Annotated in this window: 16 protein-coding genes; all 16 read left to right on the top strand. The window is 68.4% G+C overall.

All coding sequences use genetic code 11. From position 1 onward, the window contains the following. The first annotated feature begins 64 nt into the window (after nt 1–64). Nucleotides 65–1,258, top strand: coding sequence for an elongation factor Tu (gene tuf / locus J0I43_RS10220; protein ID WP_292862921.1), 1,194 nt, complete (start codon nt 65–67; stop codon nt 1,256–1,258). Nucleotides 1,259–1,372: 114 nt separating this feature from the next. Then, entirely contained in the window at nt 1,373–1,588 is a 216-nt protein-coding gene (locus J0I43_RS10225) for a hypothetical protein (RefSeq protein ID WP_292862924.1), read from the top strand. Nucleotides 1,589–1,823: 235 nt separating this feature from the next. Further along, on the top strand, nt 1,824–11,939 hold the full coding sequence (locus J0I43_RS10230; protein WP_292862927.1) for a DUF5979 domain-containing protein: 10,116 nt from the start codon (nt 1,824–1,826) through the stop codon (nt 11,937–11,939). Between the two features lie 357 nt (nt 11,940–12,296). Continuing rightward, nucleotides 12,297–13,172 carry a hypothetical protein gene (locus tag J0I43_RS10235; protein ID WP_292862930.1) on the top strand — a complete coding sequence of 292 codons (876 nt, stop codon included), beginning with the start codon at nt 12,297–12,299 and terminating at the stop codon, nt 13,170–13,172. A gap of 453 nt (nt 13,173–13,625) precedes the next feature. Continuing rightward, nucleotides 13,626–13,934 carry a 30S ribosomal protein S10 gene (rpsJ, locus tag J0I43_RS10240; protein ID WP_005050520.1) on the top strand — a complete coding sequence of 103 codons (309 nt, stop codon included), beginning with the start codon at nt 13,626–13,628 and terminating at the stop codon, nt 13,932–13,934. Between the two features lie 10 nt (nt 13,935–13,944). Beyond that, nucleotides 13,945–14,604, top strand: a complete 660-nt coding sequence (gene rplC, locus J0I43_RS10245; protein ID WP_292862933.1) for a 50S ribosomal protein L3 — start codon at nt 13,945–13,947, stop codon at nt 14,602–14,604. Nucleotides 14,605–14,606: 2 nt separating this feature from the next. Further along, entirely contained in the window at nt 14,607–15,281 is a 675-nt protein-coding gene (gene rplD / locus J0I43_RS10250; protein WP_292862936.1) for a 50S ribosomal protein L4, read from the top strand. Beyond that, a complete protein-coding gene (gene rplW / locus J0I43_RS10255; protein ID WP_292862939.1) occupies nt 15,278–15,586 on the top strand; it encodes a 50S ribosomal protein L23 in 309 nt (102 codons plus the stop codon). The genes rplD and rplW overlap by 4 nt, the downstream gene beginning before the upstream one ends. Before the next feature lie 25 nt (nt 15,587–15,611). Further along, the gene (gene rplB / locus J0I43_RS10260) at nt 15,612–16,451 is read left to right on the top strand and encodes a 50S ribosomal protein L2 (RefSeq protein ID WP_292862942.1); all 840 of its coding nucleotides are present in this window, start codon (nt 15,612–15,614) and stop codon (nt 16,449–16,451) included. 12 nt (nt 16,452–16,463) lie between these two features. Beyond that, entirely contained in the window at nt 16,464–16,745 is a 282-nt protein-coding gene (gene rpsS, locus J0I43_RS10265) for a 30S ribosomal protein S19 (protein WP_204962799.1), read from the top strand. Nucleotides 16,746–16,782: 37 nt separating this feature from the next. Next, complete coding sequence (gene rplV, locus J0I43_RS10270) at nt 16,783–17,178, top strand: 50S ribosomal protein L22 (protein ID WP_292862946.1); 396 nt, start codon at nt 16,783–16,785, stop codon at nt 17,176–17,178. Continuing rightward, a complete protein-coding gene (rpsC, locus tag J0I43_RS10275) occupies nt 17,178–17,939 on the top strand; it encodes a 30S ribosomal protein S3 (protein WP_292862949.1) in 762 nt (253 codons plus the stop codon). Before rplV ends, rpsC begins: the two co-directional genes overlap by 1 nt. After that, entirely contained in the window at nt 17,939–18,358 is a 420-nt protein-coding gene (gene rplP, locus J0I43_RS10280) for a 50S ribosomal protein L16 (protein WP_215486825.1), read from the top strand. The genes rpsC and rplP overlap by 1 nt, the downstream gene beginning before the upstream one ends. Further along, nucleotides 18,358–18,675 (top strand): 50S ribosomal protein L29, encoded by a 318-nt coding sequence (rpmC, locus tag J0I43_RS10285; protein WP_292862953.1) that lies wholly within the window; start codon nt 18,358–18,360, stop codon nt 18,673–18,675. The genes rplP and rpmC overlap by 1 nt, the downstream gene beginning before the upstream one ends. Further along, nucleotides 18,675–19,001: a 30S ribosomal protein S17 gene (rpsQ, locus tag J0I43_RS10290; RefSeq protein ID WP_292862956.1), complete on the top strand. Its 327-nt coding sequence runs from the start codon at nt 18,675–18,677 to the stop codon at nt 18,999–19,001. Before rpmC ends, rpsQ begins: the two co-directional genes overlap by 1 nt. Beyond that, complete coding sequence (gene rplN, locus J0I43_RS10295) at nt 18,998–19,366, top strand: 50S ribosomal protein L14 (protein WP_121060515.1); 369 nt, start codon at nt 18,998–19,000, stop codon at nt 19,364–19,366. The genes rpsQ and rplN overlap by 4 nt, the downstream gene beginning before the upstream one ends.

A 19,366-nucleotide genomic window follows, 5' to 3' on the forward strand; every position in this document is an offset into this window, starting at 1 on the left:
GTGGAGCACCGGTCGCAATCCAGCGCCCGGAACCTCCACAACGAAATGTCCTGAGGAGGACCCAGTGGCCAAGGCCAAGTTCGAGCGGACCAAGCCGCACGTCAACATCGGAACGATCGGTCACGTCGACCACGGTAAGACGACGCTGACCGCCGCCATCTCGAAGGTGCTCGCCGACAAGTACCCGTCGGCCACCAACGTGCAGCGCGACTTCGCGTCGATCGACTCGGCTCCCGAAGAGCGTCAGCGTGGTATCACGATCAACATCTCGCACGTCGAGTACGAGACCCCGAAGCGTCACTACGCGCACGTCGACGCGCCCGGTCACGCCGACTACATCAAGAACATGATCACGGGTGCGGCGCAGATGGACGGCGCGATCCTCGTCGTCGCGGCCACCGACGGCCCGATGGCGCAGACGCGTGAGCACGTGCTGCTCGCCAAGCAGGTCGGCGTTCCCTACCTGCTCGTCGCGCTCAACAAGAGCGACATGGTCGACGACGAGGAGATCCTGGAGCTCGTCGAGCTCGAGGTCCGTGAGCTCCTCTCCTCGCAGGACTTCGACGGCGACAACGCCCCCGTCGTGCGCGTCTCGGGCCTGAAGGCTCTCGAGGGCGACGAGCAGTGGGTCGAGTCGATCGTCGAGCTCATGAACGCCGTCGACGAGTCCATCCCCGACCCGGTGCGTGACAAGGACAAGCCGTTCCTCATGCCCATCGAGGACGTCTTCACCATCACCGGTCGTGGCACGGTCGTCACGGGTCGCGCCGAGCGCGGCACGCTCGCGATCAACTCCGAGGTCGAGATCGTCGGCATCCGCCCGACGCAGAAGACCACGGTCACGGGTATCGAGATGTTCCACAAGCAGCTCGACGAGGCCTGGGCCGGCGAGAACTGTGGTCTGCTCCTGCGCGGCACCAAGCGTGACGACGTCGAGCGCGGCCAGGTCGTCGTGAAGCCCGGTTCGGTCACCCCGCACACCGAGTTCGAGGGCACGGCCTACATCCTCTCCAAGGAGGAGGGTGGCCGTCACAACCCGTTCTTCACGAACTACCGCCCGCAGTTCTACTTCCGCACCACGGACGTCACCGGCGTCATCACGCTGCCCGAGGGCACCGAGATGGTCATGCCCGGCGACACCACGGAGATGAAGGTCGACCTCATCCAGCCCATCGCGATGGAAGAGGGCCTCGGCTACGCCATCCGTGAGGGTGGTCGTACGGTCGGTGCCGGTACCGTCACCAAGATCCTGAAGTAATCACACTTCGCCAGGACGCCCCCGGGAGCTTCGGCTCACGGGGGCGTTCTGCATCTTCCGTTCGCCGTCGTGTCACGCCATGATGTGATCACCACCACGCCGAAAGGGGAGCCCATGGGCATCGAGGATCTGGTCAATCAGGGCAAGGAGTTCCTGGAGCAGAACAAGGAGAAGATCGCGGAGACGCTGCACTCGGATCAGGCCGAGCAGGTCAGCGACAACGTGCTCGACGCCGCGGCCGACTTCGTGAAGAAGATCGCACCCGACTCGGTCGATGCCCAGGTCGACGGCGTCCGCGACTCGATCGACAAGTCGATCGGCAACGAGTAGACGCACGGATCGCGAAGGGGTGGATGCCGCGGCATCCACCCCTTCGTCGTGTCCGGGTGAGAGCACGGCCGGCGAGTGCGGAAAACAGTTATCTTGACGCGCCTGCGACCCTGACCTAGCGTCAGAAGCGGTCGGGCAGGCGCCGGGGGGTGCCGCTGACTGGACGGACTGTGGGGGTTCGTTCACCCGAGTGGACTGTGGGAGTCCGCTCGTTCAGTGACAGGTCGTGGGGAACATGGGCACTGCTCGTGACGGTTTTGGGGACTCTTCGTCGCGGAAGGCGCAGCGCGCGCGCCGCCTGCGTGAGCAGCGAGAGCGCAGGCTGGTCCTGAGGCATCGCTGGTATGCGGGCGGCATTGCCACCGCGCTGTCGGCGGCGCTCGTGTTCGCCGGGCTCTCGCCCGCGATGGCCGACGACACCGCGTCGCCATCGCCGAGCGACACGCAGACGGCACAGGATGCCACGCCGCCGGCGACGGACACGCAGGCGACCCCGCCGAGCGAGGAGGCGACGACGCCCCCGTCGGACCCCGCTCCGGAGCCGACGACGACCGACAGCCCCGCGCCCTCGCCGTCGCCGACCACCACGACCGCGCCGCAGGCGCGCTCCCTCGTCGCGCCTCTCGCCGCCCCCGCCCCGCTCGCGGCGGGCCCGTCGCTGCTCTGCCAGGCGAACACTCTGTACTCCGTGTCGAGCGGCGGGACCGTCCGGCAGATCTCAGGCACGACGGTGACCGATATCGGCAGCTGGAGCAATATCAGTGAGGCGAACGGCCTCGCGATCGGAGCGAACGGCACCGTCGCCTATGCGTACGACCGCGGCGGAGACAACGCGCAGAACGTCACCTCGATCCTCCGGTACACCCCGGCGACGAACACATGGGAGTCGATCTCGGGCACGGCCTACACGACGGGGAACTCCAATTCGCTCGTCGCCGGCGCCATGAACCTCGCCACCGGCCACTACCTGTTCGGCGGGTACCACAACATGGGCGGTGACCTGGTCTTCCGCCTGTACGACTTCAACCCCGCGACCAACGCGATCGTCTACGTGGGGTACTTCGACACGGGCCTCGGAGGGAGCTCCTCCGCGAACGGCGACATCGCGTTCGACTCCGCAGGCAACCTGTACGTCGTGCGCAGCGGCAGCAGCATCAACATCTACAGCGTCACCGCTGCGACCCTGGCGGCCGCGCTGGCGAGCCCGGGCGGCGAGATGAACCATTCGGAGACGACGCAGCTCACTCTCTCCAACTTCTCCTCGGTCAACGGCATCGCCTTCAACACCGACGGCACCGTCTTCCTCGGCAACGGCTCGACGGTGAAGAAGTTCGACCCCACGACGTGGGCGGAGCTCTCGACGCCCACCTCGTCGCTGTCGAACAGCACCGACCTCGCGAGCTGCAACTCGCCGGCCACCTTCACGGTGCAGAAGAACGTCGTCGGTCGTGCAGCACCGACCGACCAGTTCACGATGACGCTCAAGAACGGGTCCACGACGGTCGCGACCGCGACCACGACCGGCACGAGCACCGGCATCCAGTCCCAGCAGATCGGCCCCGTGCCCGTGCCCGCGGGCACGGCGCTGACCGTCACCGAGACGGCGCCGGCCGGCACGGATCTCGGCGCGTACACCACCACCTGGAGCTGCACGGGCGGCGGCGGCAGCGGCACCGGCACGACCATCTCGGTCACGAGCCCCGGCGCGGGCGCGTCGATGGTCTGCACCTTCACGAACTCTCCGCTGGTCGGCTCGCTGCAGATCTCCAAGATCGTCACCGGGGGTGGTGTCCTCGCGACGACCCCGTTCGCGATCGGCTACAACTGCGGAACGGGCTTCACCGGCACGGTGAACGTGACGACCGCCGCGCCGGTCACGGTGAACAACATCCCGAACGGGCGCTCCTGCACCGTCACCGAGGACACCTCGCAGCTCACGCAGGCGAAGCTCATCGACGCCTCGTTCTCGTGGGTGACGGCGAGTTCCGGCGTCGTGGCGCCCAGCGGCGCGCAGACGATCGTGACCAACACGACGAAGTCGTTCAGTGTCACCAACGTCACCAAGCGCAACTACGGCACGCTCCAGATCACCAAGAAGCTGGCGAACGGCTTCAGCACGAGCATGCTCACCGCCGGTGCCGGCTTCAGCGGCACATGGTCGTGCGCCTACCCCGCGGGCACCGTCGTGGCATCCGGTACGTGGACCGTCACGGGCGTCGGCGCGGCGACCCTGACCGCCACGACCGGCAGCCTGTCGACGATCCCGCTGACCTCGGTGTGCTCGGTCACCGAGAACACGCCGTCGAACAGCCTGTTCCTCGACCCCTCGTACTCGTGGAAGACGCCGACGATCGACCCGGCCACCGCGAGCGTCGCGGCCGGCGCTCCGGCATCGTTCACCGTGACGAACACCCCGCAGCAGAACTTCGGCACGCTGCAGATCACCAAGACGATCGGCGGGGCAGGGGGAGTCGTCGCGGGGAAGACCTTCGCCGGCAATTATGACTGCGGCACGGGGAACACCGGTCAGTTCTCGACGTTGACGACGACCACGCCGGTGACCATCCCGAACATCCCCGTGGGGCGCTCGTGCACCGTCACGGAGACGACGCCGACCGGCGGGCTGGTCGATACCTCGTATGCGTGGGATGTCACGGGAACCGTGAACCCGACCTCCGTCACGATCGCGAACGGTCAGACGGCGATCCTCAACATCACCAACAAGACCAAGCGCGTCTACGGATCGCTCACCGTGACCAAGCAGCTCGCGGGCGTCGCGCCGCTGCTGCTGAGCGGCACCTTCACCGGCACGTGGAGCTGCGACTACCCGACCGGGACCTCCGACGACGCGGGCGGCACCTGGAGCATCACCTACACGACGGGCATCGCCGGGCTGACGACCTACACGGGCCCCGTCGCGCAGATCCCGCTGACCTCGTCCTGCGTCGTCACGGAGAACGCGCCGTCGAACTCGATCTTCGGTCCCGCCAACCCGTCGTACTCGTGGAAGACGCCCGTGGTCACCCCCGCGAACGCCACGGTGACCTCTGCGCAGACGCCCGTCGCGTTCACGGTCACCAACACCGCTCAGCGGACGAGCCTCACGCTCGTGAAGATCGTCTCGTCGCCCAACGGCGGCACGGCGGGCCCGACCGACTGGAACCAGAAGCTGCAGGCGACGCCGGCGGGCGGCGCGACGCTCTCGTTCGACACCGGCGAGGCGAAGTACATCGCGTCGGGCACCTACAACCTGAACGAGGCGGCCGGGGGCCCCGCGGGCTACTCGCTGACCGGCCTCGCGTGCTCGGTCGACGGGGGGACATTCACGGACTACCTCGCCACGAAGCAGATCGTCATCGCCGACGGTGCGACGGTCGTCTGCCAGTTCACGAACACCGACTCGGCACCGAAGCTCACGCTCGTGAAGAACGTCGACAACAAGAGCGGCGTGGGTTCGGCCAACGCGAGCGCCTGGGCACTGTCGGCGACGAGCGCCGGGAACCCCTCGGTGAGCGGCACGAGCACGCCGGCGACGGGCACGACGGCCTCGATCAGCGGCCCCGTCAAGGGCGGCGCGACGTACACGCTCGACGAGAATGGCGGCCCGTCGGGCTACGACGCGGGTACCTGGACCTGCCGCATCACCGGCACGCAGACGCCGTTCCCGATGGCGAGCGCGACGACGGTGAAGCCCGTCGTCGGCACCGATGTGACGTGCGAGATCACCAACACCGCCGTCCCCGCGACCGCCACGATCACCAAGACGGTGAAGTCCGGTTGGCCGAAGCAGCTCGGGAACGGATCGTGGGAGATCGCGTACGACATCGTCGTGAAGAACACGTCGACGACGTCGACCTACTTCTACACGCTCGCCGACCAGCTGCAGCTCGGCGCCGGCATCACGGCGACCGCCGCGAGCTGGACGGGCCCCACCAGCGGGACCTTCACGTCGCTCACGGGATCGCAGGTGCTCAACGGCGCCGGCGCGCTCTCGGCCGGGGCGACCGCGACGTACACGGTGACGGTCACGGCGACCGTCTCGAACGCCGCCTCGACGGCGGCGACGAGCGTCTGCACGTCGACGTCGCCGACCCGCGCGTTCCGCAACACCGCCACGATGACCGCCGACGGCACGCCGACGACCGTGGATGCCTGCGCCCAGCCCTGGTTCCCGACCGTGACGAAGACGGCCTCGGCGCCGTCGCAGAACGCGGATGCCTCGTGGAATCTCTCCTACACGGTGACCGCGGCCAACCCCGGGAGCGGTCCTCTGCAGGTGACGCTCACGGATGCGTTCCCCGCGGCCCCGTCGGGCTGGTCGTTCGTCCCGGCGTCGTGGCAGGTCACGGCGGTCGGTTCGGCGCCCGCCCCGGGCTCGAGCACCTATCCGCCCGGACTGACCGGCACGATCTACACCGGATCGCTGCCGGCGAGCACTTCCTACGCGTACACGGTGAGCGCGAAGCTCGTGCCGTCCGCCGCGGCGGTCGCGCTCGGCTCCTGCGAGGCCGGGGGCGGCATGAAGAACACCGCCACGGTCACATCGGGTGCCGTCACGCGTGACCAGACGGCATGCACGACGGTGAAGACGCCGCCGGTCGTCGTCGCCAAGTCCGTGACGGCGACGCAGCAGCTCGCCGACGGCACGTGGCAGATCGACTACTCGATCGCGGTGACGAACACCGACCCGACCGTCGCGACCGTCTACACCCTCACCGATCTGCCGCAGCTGGGCACGGGCTTCACCGTCGTCAGCGGCGCGTGGGGCACGGCTCCGACCCCGAACACCCCGATCGCGGGCGGGGCGACGCAGTCGTACACCTACCGGATCATCGCGTCGTTCGACAGCGCGGTGCCGAACCCGCAGCTCACCTGCAGCCCGCAGGAGACGGGGGCCTTCTCCAACAAGGCGGTCATCACGTTCCCCGGCGGCACGGCGAACGACGTCGCCTGCTCGGCGCCCGGCACCCCGACCGTCGCGAAGACGGCCCAGCAGGCCATGCAGGTCTCGGCGACGCAATGGAAGCTGACCTACACAGTCACGGTGAGCAACACCTCGGGCACGACGCTCGCCTACACCGCGTCCGACACGCCGGCCGCGCTCCCCGCGAACGTCACCGGGTCCGGCTGGACCGCGACCGGTCCGACGATCACGGGCGGAGGCAGCGGCGCGCTCACGGCCGGCTGGACCGGCGGCGCGGGCCACACCGAGCTCGCGACAGGACTCATCCCGAACGGTGCGACGCACGTCTACACCGTGACGACGACGGTCACGCTCGGCACCGCGGTGAACCCCGCCGATCTGGTCTGCTCCCAGACTGCGCCGACGAAGGGGTTCTGGAACACGGCATCCGTCACCAACGGCGTCGGCGGCAACGACTCGAGCGCCTGCACGAGCGTGACCCCGCCGAAGGTGAGCATCGTCAAGTCCGACGCGACTGTCGCGCAGCTCGCGGGCGGCGTGTGGGACCTGACGTACCAGGTGAGCGTGACGAACGAGAGCGCGACCGCGTCGGCGAGCTACAGCCTCGGCGACACGCCGCAGTTCGACCCGCTGTTCGACGTGACCGTTCCGGCGACCCCGTGGACGCCGTCCGGCGGCGGCGCCCCCGTCGCCACGGCGAGCGGCACGCTGGCGCCGAGCCAGACCGTGACGTGGACGTACCACGTCACCGCGACGGCGGATGCCGAGGACGCCACTCCCGAGCAGCTCGCCACGGCGCTGCGCTGCACCGACACGGGGGAGACGCCCGGCGGCGGGTTCTACAACGTCGCGACGGTGACCTTCCCGGGCGGCACCGCGTCCGACGCGGGCTGCGGCGTTCCGGCGACGCCGACCGTCACCAAGACGGCCGCCGCGGCGACCTACACGGGCGGCGCGTGGCAGCTGAGCTACACCGTGACGGTCACGAACGGTTCGTCGATCCCGCTCGCGTACACGGCATCCGACACGCCTCCGGCGAGCCTGCCGACCGGTGTCACGCTCTCGACGCCGTGGGCGGTCGCGGGACCCGCAGCCCTGAACGGCGGCACAGCGACGCTCGTCTCGCCCTGGAGCGGCGGAGACTTCGCCACCGGTACCCTGCCGGCGGGCAAGACCCACGTCTACACCGTGACCGCTGCGGTGAAGATCGCCGCGGGCACGGACCTCGACCTGCTCCGCTGCACGAGCGGCGAGGGTCGGACGGGCATCTGGAACGCGGCCTCGGTCACGAACGGCCTGGGACACCAGGATGACGAGGACTGCACGCCCTTCACCTTCGCTCCGGTGACGGTCGCGAAGTCGACGTCGCAGATCCAGCAGCTGACGGACGGCAACTGGCAGATCGACTACCAGATCACCGTCACCAACGGCGGCACGGTGCCCGCGCCGTACACCCTCGTCGACACGCCGAAGCCCGATACGAGCTTCACGATCGTGTCGCAGGGCTGGGTCGGCGGGATCCCCGGCGACGAGGTCGCCCCGGTGGGCACTCCGGTCGTCTGGAACTACCGTGTCGTGGTGGAGGCGAAGACCGGCTCGGACTTCAACGAGAAGACGGCGACCACCTGCACCGAGGCGCAGGACGGCAAGAGCGGCTCGGGCGGCTTCTACAACACGGTCACGGCGACGTACCTCGGCGGCACGGTCTCGGCCGACTCCTGCGGCGTTCCCGTCAAGCCGTCGGTCGTGAAGACCGGCGCGGCCGTCCAGGATCCGGCGACCGGGCTCTGGAGCGTCACCTACACCGTGACGGTGCGCAACGACGACCCGGCGAAGATCGCTCTGGCCTACACGCTCGGCGACGTCGCGGCATCCGTGCCCGCCGGCGCGCAGCAGCAGGGTCCATGGGCGATCGCCCCGCCGACCATCGCGGGCGGCACGCAGGCCGACACCGCGACGGCAGTCGGCACGTGGTCGGGTACGGGCGATCTCGGTGCGGGCTACATCACGCCGGGTGCGACCCACACCTACAAGGTGGTGGCGACCTACAAGGTGCTCGCGAGCGCCGTCCCTGCCTCCCTCACCTGCCAGCAGGAGGGCCCGGGGGGTCTGTCCAACAGCGCGACGGTGACGAACGGGATCGGTTCGACGACCGACGACGCCTGTGTCACGATCCCCGTGCCGACGGTGAAGGTCGCGAAGACGGTCACCTCGACCGCGCTGCAGAGCGACGGCCGCTGGGAGGTCACGTACGACGTGAAGGTCACCGGAGACGCGAACCTCGCCGCGACCTACTCGCTCAGCGACACGCTGACGTTCGGCGGCGACATCGACGTCCTCACGGCGGACTCGGGCTGGACCGGTCCGGGCGGATCGAGTGGGTCGTTCGGGTCCTCGACGACGGCGCAGCTCGCGACCGACCGCGTGATCGCGAAGAACACGACCGACACCTACACGGTGACGGCCTACGCGACGATCGATCAGGCGGCGTTCGCCGGCGACACGCTCACGTGCGACACCGGCGACGAGCCGGGCGCCGGCGGGTTCCTGAACATGGCGACCGTCACGGCCGCGGGTGCGTCGCAGACGGCGCACGACTGCTCGACGCCCGGCTTCCCGAAGATCGTGAAGCAGGCGCAGAGCGTCACGCAGCACAGCGACGACCCCGACCAGTACGACGTCACCTACCTCATCACGGTGACGGGGGGCACCTCGCCGGGCTTCTACGACCTCTCGGACACCCCGGAGTTCGCAGTGGGGCTCGACATCCTCTCCGGAACGGCGACGCAGCAGCTGCCGACGCCGGGCGAGGCGATCGACATCGCATCCGGTGACGTGTTCGCGGACGGCGTCGCGATCGCGGCGAACGAGAAGCACACCTGGCTGGTCACGTGGACGGTCGAGCGGACGAGCGAGTTCGACCCGGCGAACCTCGAGTGCACGGGTGAACCCGGCCACGGCCTGTTCAACACCGCCACGCTCGACTTCGGCGGCGTCGAGCAGACCGGCCAGGACTGCATCCCGCTCGTGGATCGCGTATACCCGACGGTCAGCAAGACGGTCACGGGAGTGACGCAGGATGCCACGACCGGCCAGTGGACGATCACGTACGACGTCACGGCGAGCCTCGCCGCGAACGAAAAGGGCCTGTCGGCGAAGTACGACCTCACCGACACGCTCGACTACGGCGCCGGCATCACGGTCGACTCCGCGACGTTCACGGGACGCCACAGCGGCACCTTCACCGACGGTGAGGCGACGCTCGCGACGGGAGAGGTCATCGCCTCCGGCGCGACGCACACCTACACGGTGACCGTGGAGGCGACCGTCACCCCCGCCGCGGTGTCGGGCGACACTCTCGCCTGCATCCGCGGGGAGGGCGGCCCCGAGGCGGGCGGCTTCCTCAACACGGCCCTCATGACGTCGGGCGGCAAGGAGAGCAACGCCTTCGACTGCGCCGAGCCGCAGCTGCCGACGATCGAGAAGTCCGCTCAGGCGACGACCGACAATGCCGACGGATCGCAGCGGGTGAGCTACCTCGTGACGGTCACGGCGCCCGCGCCGGTCGCGGGCGACCCCGTGTCGAACCTCGGCTACAGCCTGACCGAGCAGCCCGATGCGCTGCCGAGCGGCACGGTGCTGGTCGGCACGTGGCACGCGGTCGCGGTCGCGCCGGACGATCTCACGATCGATCAAGCGACGTGGAACGGCACGGGGGAGTGGAACGTCGTCTCCGGCGCCCAGTTCACCGCGGAGGAGCGCGGCGAGGGTGCGGTGACGCACACCTACCGCATCTGGGCCGACATCGACGTCACGCAGCGGCCGTCCGAGGCCACTCCGTGTCGCGAGGGCGGCACGGGGATCGCGATCTGGAACGAGGTGCAGCTCTCGATCGGCGAGAACACCTCCTCCGATCGCGCCTGCGGCACCGTGGACTGGGATGAGGTCACGATCGCGAAGACGGCGGACCTCCCTGGCGAACAGGTGAGTGTCGAGCCGGGCGACACGTTCGACTACGTCCTGACCGTGACGAACGACGGCACGCGTGCCGCGACCGACGTGCACGTGACCGACCACGACCTGAACGCACGCCTGGACATCCAGGGGCTGACGGTCTCCGGCGGGGTCACGTGGGGCCCGGCGCCGGGCTACGTCGGACGCGACGTCGATCTCACGATCGCCTCCCTCGGAGTCGGGCAGTCGGTGGACGTCCGGATCACCGTCGAGTTCCAGCCCGCTCCGGTGGGGAGCGGCACTGAGGCCGGCGCGCCCGTCGAGTCGCTCCAGAACGAGGCCTGCGTGGACTCCGCGGAAGACGGCACCCCCGACTGCGCGACCCACGAGATCCCGGTGCGCGACATCACGGCATCCGTCTGGACCACCTGTCAGAGCGATGCGGCGGTGCTGAACTGGACCGTCCGCAAGTCGCAGACGCTGCAGAGCCTGCCGATCGAGATGAGCTGGCTGCCGACGTCCGGTGGGCCGTCGACGACGCCGGCGGATGTCGAGCTGTCGCAGGCCGGCGGCACGCTCCAGTGGACCGGGTCGACGACGTGGCCCGGGGCTGCGTTCACGCCGAGCGGCATCGCGATCGACTACCCGGGCTGGCGCCCGCTCGCGGCCGGGGACCTCGTTCCGGGTTCGAACCCGACGCAGTACTACCTGCCGGGGACCTCGACGGTCATGACGCCCGCGCAGCAGGCGGAGTACGTGTACAACGGGCTCATCCTCGATCCGAGCACGCTCGACTACGCCTGGCGCGAGCCGAGCACGGTGACCTTCTCGGTGAACCCGTCGCTGTCGACGACGGTGGTCTACCCGTCCGCCAGCGAGGACTGCTACCAGGCGCGGCACACCACGGTCGAGATCACGAAGACGGCATCCACACAGAAGGCGATGCCGGGTGACCCGTTCAGCTACACGCTGGCCGTCGCGAACACGAGCGATGACAGCGCCGCCGACGGCGTGGTCGTCACCGACGCGATCCCGTCGACGGTCAAGGTGAACGACATCACCTGGCCGGGCAAGGGCGACGCGAGCGTGTTCCCGAACTGGAACGCCTGCACCATCACAGGGCAGGACGGCTCCGGCTACGGCGGCCAGCTCACGTGCACCCTGTTCGGTCCGCTCCAGCCGAGCGGGCAGCCGGGTGACGCCGCGCCCACGATCACGCTGCACGCGACGATCAGCAAGACGGCACCGGTCGGGGCGATCACCAACGTGGGTGTCGTGGACTACTACACCTTCGGTGACCCCGAGGACACCGGCCGGGATGCCGACGACGCGGTGGTCCTCGTGTCGCTGCTGCCGGCGACGGGTGGGACGTCCGCGCTCTGGGTGCTCTGGGTCGCGCTGGCCGCGGTCGTGGTCGGCACCGGAGTCGTGGTCGTCGTGGCCCGACGCCGCCGCGAGACCGGCACGCTCTAACCGGCGCGCCACCCCGTGGGAGGGGCGGGTTTTCCCCAAGGCCCGCTCCTCCCACCCCCCCCTCCGCCGAGGGTGCATTCGTTCCCGCCGGGAGTGCACTCGTTCCCGCCGGGGGTGCACTCGTTTGCGCCGGGGGTGCATTCGTTTGCGCCGAGGGTGCATTCGTTCCGGATCCGGGGTGCACTCGCATCGTCTTCTCCACAGCGCGCCGATCTGCGAGTCTGTCCACCGATCTCGCGTCGGCGTCTCTACCGGAGGTCGCGGCATCCCACCATCGGTGTCATGGAATCGCACACTGAGGCGCGGCATGTCTACCCGCACCGTACGCTCAGCCGCCCACGGGGAGGAGCGAGTCCCTTGCGATACGGCGCCGCGGTCGCGACCACGCCGTGGGGGCTCGCCCACGACGAGACGCGTCAACGGATGCGCGCACACGCCGTCGCAGCTCTCGCTCGCGGCGAGTGCTTCGCGTTCTCCGACATCACCGCGGCGGCCTTTCACGACATCCCGCTGGTCGGTGTCGACGCCAGCCGCGTGCACACCACTCCCTTCAGCGACAACCCGTCGAAGACGCACCGCGACGTCGTGCGGCACAAGATCCCACTCCGCGCGCGTGATGTCACGGTCCGAGATGGGCTCTGGGTCACCTCGCTCGACCGCACTCTGTTCGATCTCGTTCGCAGGTTGCGATTCGAGCCTGCGCTCGCCGCCTTGTGCGCCGGATTGCACCAGTGTCGCGCCGGGAGCGCGGGCCGGGCAGAGGTGGACCGCGCCGCCGAGGCGCAACTGCGCGCACAGGTCGCCGAGCGTGTGGATGCCGCGGCCGGCAGCCGTGGCATCCACAACGCCCGCCTCGTGTTGGAGCTCGCGGACGGTCGGGTCGAATCACCCGGCGAGAGTCGGTCGCTGGCGCGCATGTGGGAGGCGCGCCTGCCGATTCCGGATCTCCAAGTGCCGGTTGAGACCGCCGAGGGGATCTACGTCCCGGACTTCTCCTGGCCGGAACTGCGGATGTTCGGCGAGTTCGACGGCGAGGTCAAGAGGTTCGATCCCGCGATGGCGTCGGGGCGTACGCCGTTCCAGGTCTCGGAGGATCAGGCGCATCGTCGTCGTGCGGTCGAGCGAGCGACGGGGTGGCGGGGGATGCACTGGGGATGGGATGAGTCCGCCGACGCCGAAGTCTTCTGGGGAGTGCTCGTTGCGCAGGGGTGGAAGCCTCGTTGGCGGGTGTGAGTGCACCTTCACGCCGAACGAGTGCACCTTCACGCCGAACGAGTGCACCTTCGCGCCGAACGAGTGCACCTTCGGGTGAAACGAAGACACCCCCGGGTGGGAGGGCGGCGCGACACGCCCGAGTTTGCGACACGCCCGGGCGACACGTAGACTAGTCAGGTTCCACATTCCTGCGTGCGCGCGACGTCAAGACGCGCGGCGTGCGGGATCACTGCCAGGGCAGTGCATAGGTCGGCGGGAATCCACGGGATTCCGGCGAGAGCCTAGGCCGCGGGCAGCAGAACGACACAATCCGATCCCCTCCCGAACAGGGATCCGTGCGCGTGCGCGCGGCGATCGGGCCTGACATCAGAACAGTGGTGCGCCTCGAAAGAGTAGTGCCCGGCGCAGATCCCTGTGCCATGTGCGTCCAATGCCCCCGAGGTACGACGCGAGAAAGAGAGTGAGCAGACAATGGCGGGACAGAAGATCCGCATTCGCCTGAAGTCGTATGACCACGAGGTCATCGACACGTCGGCGCGCAAGATCGTCGACACGGTGACCCGCGCGGGCGCCACGGTCGTGGGCCCCGTGCCCCTTCCGACCGAGAAGAACGTCGTGTGCGTCATCCGGTCGCCCCACAAGTACAAGGACAGCCGCGAGCACTTCGAGATGCGCACCCACAAGCGCCTCATCGACATCATCGACCCGACGCCCAAGGCCGTCGACTCGCTGATGCGTCTCGACCTCCCGGCCGACGTCAACATCGAGATCAAGCTCTGAGGTCCCGGTCATGGCACACATCAACGAAAAGGTTTCCAAGGGCCTGCTCGGCACCAAGCTGGGCATGACCCAGGTCTGGGACGAGAACGGCAAGCTCGTTCCCGTCACCGTGATCGAGGTCGCGCCCAACGTCGTCACGCAGGTGCGTACCCCCGAGCGCGACGGCTACAAGGCCGTCCAGATCGCGTACGGCCAGATCGACCCCCGCAAGGTCAACAAGCCCCTCACGGCCCACTTCGAGGCCGCGGGTGTGACCCCTCGCCGTCACCTCACCGAGGTGCGCACCGCGGATGCCGCTGACTACTCACTCGGTCAGGAGCTCACCGTGGACGGCACCTTCGAGGCCGGCCAGCTGGTCGACGTCGTCGGCACCAGCAAGGGCAAGGGCACCGCGGGTGTCATGAAGCGCCACAACTTCAAGGGCGTCTCCGCCTCGCACGGTGCGCACCGCAACCACCGCAAGCCCGGTTCGATCGGCGCGTCGTCGACGCCGAGCCGCGTCTTCAAGGGCATGCGCATGGCCGGCCGTATGGGTGGCGAGCGCGTGACCGTCCTCAACCTCACGGTGCACGCCGTCGATGCCGAGAAGGGTCTGCTGCTCGTCAAGGGCGCCGTCCCCGGCGCGCGCGGCCGCATCGTCTACGTCCGCAACGCAGTGAAGGGTGCCTGATCATGGCTGACTCGACTCTCGCGCTCGACGTCCTGAAGGCCGACGGCAAGAAGGTCGGCTCCGTGGAGCTGCCCGCCGCCATCTTCGACGTCAAGACGAACATCCCCCTCATCCACCAGGTCGTCGTCGCGCAGCTCGCGGCGGCTCGCCAGGGCACCCACTCGACCAAGCGTCGCGGTGAGGTCTCCGGTGCCGGCCGCAAGCCCTTCAAGCAGAAGGGCACGGGTAACGCCCGTCAGGGCTCGATCCGCGCGCCGCATATGACCGGCGGTGGCATCGTGCACGGCCCGAAGCCGCGCGACTACTCGCAGCGCACCCCCAAGAAGATGATCGCCGCCGCGCTCCTGGGCGCGCTCAGCGACCGTGCTCGCGGCGGACGCCTCCACGTCGTCGACTCCTTCGGCATCGACGGTGCGCCGTCGACGAAGGCCGCGGCATCCGTGCTGTCGACCCTCGGCGCCGTGAAGAACGTCCTCGTGGTCATCGGCCGCGACGACGAGCTGACCCTCAAGAGCGTCCGCAACCTCGGCTACGTCCACGTGCTCGAGGTCGGCCAGCTCAACGCCTACGACGTGCTCGTCTCCGACGACATCGTCTTCACCAAGGCCGCCTACGACACCTTCGTCGCCGCGAAGTCGGATGCCAAGGCTGCCGCCACCGAGGAGGTCTCGGCATGACCGCGAACATCGCCCTGAACAAGGACCCGCGCGACATCATCCTGAAGCCGGTCGTCTCGGAGAAGAGCTACGGGCTCATCGACGAGGGCAAGTACACGTTCCTCGTGGACCCCCGCGCCTCGAAGACCGAGATCAAGCTCGCCATCGAGAAGATCTTCGGCGTCAAGGTCGCCTCGGTCAACACGCTCAACCGCGTCGGCAAGGCCCGTCGCACCCGCTTCGGCATCGGCAAGCGCAAGGACACCAAGCGCGCCATCGTCACGCTGAAGTCGGGCACCATCGACATCTTCACGGCCGTCGGCTGACCGCTGGGATAGAGGACTAGAGAACATGGCTATTCGCAAGTACAAGCCCACGACCCCCGGTCGTCGCGGTTCGTCGGTGGCCGACTTCGCCGAGATCACGCGATCGACGCCCGAGAAGTCGCTGCTGCGCCCGCTGTCGAAGACCGGTGGCCGCAACAACCAGGGCCGCATCACGACGCGTCACATCGGTGGCGGTCACAAGCGTCAGTACCGCGTCATCGACTTCCGTCGCAATGACAAGGACGGCGTCAACGCCAAGGTCGCGCACATCGAGTACGACCCCAACCGCACCGCGCGCATCGCGCTGCTGCACTACTTCGACGGCGAGAAGCGCTACATCCTCGCGCCGAACAAGCTGGCGCAGGGCGACATCGTCGAGTCGGGTGCGAGCGCGGACATCAAGCCGGGCAACAACCTGCCGCTGAAGAACATCCCCACCGGTACCGTCATCCACGCGATCGAGCTCCGCCCCGGCGGCGGCGCGAAGCTGGCGCGTTCGGCGGGTGTCTCGGTGCGTCTCGTCGCCAAGGACGGACCCTACGCGCAGCTGCGCCTGCCCTCGGGTGAGATCCGCAACGTCGACGCGCGCTGCCGCGCCACGATCGGCGAGGTCGGCAACGCCGAGCAGTCGAACATCAACTGGGGCAAGGCCGGCCGTATGCGGTGGAAGGGCGTCCGCCCGACCGTCCGCGGTGTCGCGATGAACCCGGTCGACCACCCGCACGGTGGTGGTGAGGGTAAGACCTCCGGTGGTCGTCACCCCGTCACTCCTTGGGGCCAGGCTGAGGGTCGCACCCGCCACGCCAACAAGGAAAGCGACAAGTACATCGTCCGTCGTCGCAACGCCGGCAAGAAGCGCAAGTAGGAGTAGAGGAAGATGCCTCGCAGCCTGAAGAAGGGCCCCTTCGTCGACGAGCACCTGCTCCGCAAGGTCGCCTCGCAGAACGAAGCCGGTACCAAGAACGTCATCAAGACCTGGTCGCGCCGTTCGATGATCATCCCCGCCATGCTGGGACACACCATCGCGGTGCACGACGGACGCAAGCACATCCCCGTGTTCGTGTCCGAGACGATGGTCGGCCACAAGCTGGGCGAGTTCGCGCCCACCCGCACCTTCCGCGGCCACGTGAAGGACGACAAGAAGGGCCGCCGCCGCTGACGCGGGGGCGTTCCAGAGAGGACAGAGGAGGAGAGACATGGTGGATTCCATCGCACGCGTCAAGCACATTCGCGTGACCCCTCAGAAGGCTCGTCGTGTCGTCGCGCTCATCAAGGGCAAGCAGGCTCAGGAGGCTCTCGCCATCCTGAAGTTCGCCCCGCAGAGCGCCAGCGAGCCGATCTACAAGCTCGTCGAGTCCGCGGTCGCCAACGCGCGAGTGAAGGCCGACCGTGACGGCGAGTACCTGGACGAGCAGGACCTGTACGTGCGCAACGCGTACGTCGACGAGGGCACGACGCTCAAGCGTTTCCAGCCCCGCGCACAGGGTCGCGCCTTCCAGATCAAGAAGCGCACGAGCCACATCACCGTCGAGCTCGCGACCCCCGCGGTCGCCGAGACGGCCGGTGCCACGACCAAGAAGGCGAGCAAGTAATGGGACAGAAGGTCAACCCGTACGGCTTCCGCCTCGGCATCACCACGGACCACGTGTCGCGTTGGTTCTCCGACTCGACCAAGCCGGGCCAGCGTTACGCCGACTACGTGGCCGAGGACATCAAGATCCGCAAGCTCCTGCAGACGCAGCTCGACCGCGCCGGTGTGTCCGGCATCGAGATCGAGCGCACGCGTGACCGCGTCCGTGTCGACATCCACACCGCCCGTCCGGGCATCGTGATCGGTCGCCGCGGCGCCGAGGCCGAGCGCATCCGTGCCGACCTCGAGAAGCTCACCGGCAAGCAGATCCAGCTGAACATCCTCGAGGTCAAGAACCCCGAGGCCGATGCTCAGCTGGTCGCGCAGGGCATCGCCGAGCAGCTCTCCGCTCGTGTGGCGTTCCGCCGCGCGATGCGCAAGGGTCTGCAGGGCGCCCAGCGCGCCGGTGCCAAGGGCATCCGCATCCAGGTCTCCGGTCGCCTCGGCGGCGCCGAGATGAGCCGCTCGGAGTTCTACCGCGACGGTCGTGTGCCCCTGCACACGCTGCGCGCGAACATCGACTACGGCTTCTACGAGGCCAAGACCACCTTCGGCCGCATCGGCGTGAAGGTCTGGATCTACAAGGGCGACCTCACGGCCAAGGAGCTCGCTCGCGAGCAGGCCAACGCCCCCAAGCCCCCGCGCGGTCGCGATGACCGCGGTGGCGACCGTCGTCGTGGCCCCCGCAACGAGGCCCCCGTCGCAGAAGGAGCGTCTGCCTGATGCTTATTCCCCGCAAGGTCAAGTACCGCAAGCAGCACCACCCGGGTCGCTCCGGCGCTGCCACCGGTGGCACGAAGGTGTCGTTCGGTGAGTTCGGCATCCAGGCCCTGACGCCCGCTTACGTGACCAACCGTCAGATCGAGTCCGCTCGTATCGCGATGACGCGTCACATCAAGCGTGGCGGCAAGGTGTGGATCAACATCTACCCCGACCGTCCGCTCACGAAGAAGCCGGCCGAAACCCGCATGGGTTCCGGTAAGGGTTCGCCGGAGTGGTGGGTCGCGAACGTCAAGCCCGGCCGCGTCCTCTTCGAGGTCGCCGGTGTCAACGAGGAACTCGCCCGCGAGGCCCTCACCCGGGCAATTCACAAGCTGCCGCTGAAGGCACGCATCATCAAGCGCGAGGAGGGCGACGCGTAATGGCCGTCGGAACCAAGACGCTCGCACCGAGCGAGCTCGACACGTTCGAGGACCAGCGCCTCGTCGAGGAGCTGCGCAAGGCCAAGGAGGAGCTGTTCAACCTGCGCTTCCAGTCGGCCACCGGCCAGCTCGACAGCCACGGCCGCATCCGTGCGGTCAAGCGCGACATCGCGCGGCTCTACACCGTGATCCGTGAGCGCGAGCTCGGCATCCGTGCCACGCCCGCTCCCGCCGAGGTTGCACCCAAGGCGAAGAAGAAGGCGACGAAGAAGGCGGATGCCGCCGACGACGCCGCTGCGAAGGAAGAGGCTGAGTGATGGCCACCAAGAAGACTGAAGAAGCAGTCGTCGAAGGTCACGAGCACGCGGCGCACGACGTCCGCGACGCCGAGGCTCGCGGGTACCGCAAGTCGCGTCGTGGCTACGTCGTCAGCGACAAGATGGACAAGACGATCGTCGTCGAGGTCGAGGACCGCGTGAAGCACCCGCTCTACGGCAAGGTCATCCGCCGCACGTCGAAGGTCAAGGCCCACGACGAGGCGAACACCGCCGGCATCGGCGACCTCGTGCTCATCAACGAGACCCGCCCGCTCAGCGCCACGAAGCGCTGGCGTCTGGTCGAGATCCTGGAGAAGGCCAAGTGATCCAGACAGAGTCCCGCCTCAAGGTCGCCGACAACACCGGCGCCAAGGAGCTGCTCACGATCCGCGTCCTCGGTGGGTCCAACCGCCGCTACGCGGGCCTGGGCGACATCATCGTGGCGACCGTCAAGGACGCGATCCCGGGCGGCAACGTCAAGAAGGGCGACGTCGTCAAGGCCGTCGTCGTCCGCACCAAGAAGCAGACCCGTCGTCCCGACGGTTCCTACATCAAGTTCGACGAGAACGCCGCCGTCATCCTGAAGAACGACGGGGAGCCCCGCGGCACCCGTATCTTCGGCCCGGTCGGTCGTGAGCTTCGCGACAAGAAGTTCATGAAGATCGTCTCGCTCGCACCGGAGGTGATCTGA

The sequence above is a fragment of the Microbacterium sp. genome (genome assembly GCF_017305435.1).
Taxonomy (GTDB): Bacteria; Actinomycetota; Actinomycetes; order Actinomycetales; family Microbacteriaceae; genus Microbacterium.

Excerpts from the sequence above, each read along its gene's own strand:
- rpsC (WP_292862949.1), top strand. The coding sequence starts at position 17,178 with ATGGGACAGAAGGTCAACCCGTACGGCTTCCGCCTCGGCATCACCACG.
- rpsS (WP_204962799.1), top strand. The coding sequence starts at position 16,464 with ATGCCTCGCAGCCTGAAGAAGGGCCCCTTCGTCGACGAGCACCTGCTC.
- rplB (WP_292862942.1), top strand. The coding sequence starts at position 15,612 with ATGGCTATTCGCAAGTACAAGCCCACGACCCCCGGTCGTCGCGGTTCG.
- rplP (WP_215486825.1), top strand. The coding sequence starts at position 17,939 with ATGCTTATTCCCCGCAAGGTCAAGTACCGCAAGCAGCACCACCCGGGT.
- rplD (WP_292862936.1), top strand. The coding sequence starts at position 14,607 with ATGGCTGACTCGACTCTCGCGCTCGACGTCCTGAAGGCCGACGGCAAG.
- rpsQ (WP_292862956.1), top strand. The coding sequence starts at position 18,675 with ATGGCCACCAAGAAGACTGAAGAAGCAGTCGTCGAAGGTCACGAGCAC.
- rplV (WP_292862946.1), top strand. The coding sequence starts at position 16,783 with ATGGTGGATTCCATCGCACGCGTCAAGCACATTCGCGTGACCCCTCAG.
- rpsJ (WP_005050520.1), top strand. The coding sequence starts at position 13,626 with ATGGCGGGACAGAAGATCCGCATTCGCCTGAAGTCGTATGACCACGAG.
- rplW (WP_292862939.1), top strand. The coding sequence starts at position 15,278 with ATGACCGCGAACATCGCCCTGAACAAGGACCCGCGCGACATCATCCTG.
- J0I43_RS10225 (WP_292862924.1), top strand. The coding sequence starts at position 1,373 with ATGGGCATCGAGGATCTGGTCAATCAGGGCAAGGAGTTCCTGGAGCAG.
- J0I43_RS10230 (WP_292862927.1), top strand. The coding sequence starts at position 1,824 with ATGGGCACTGCTCGTGACGGTTTTGGGGACTCTTCGTCGCGGAAGGCG.
- rplC (WP_292862933.1), top strand. The coding sequence starts at position 13,945 with ATGGCACACATCAACGAAAAGGTTTCCAAGGGCCTGCTCGGCACCAAG.
- rpmC (WP_292862953.1), top strand. The coding sequence starts at position 18,358 with ATGGCCGTCGGAACCAAGACGCTCGCACCGAGCGAGCTCGACACGTTC.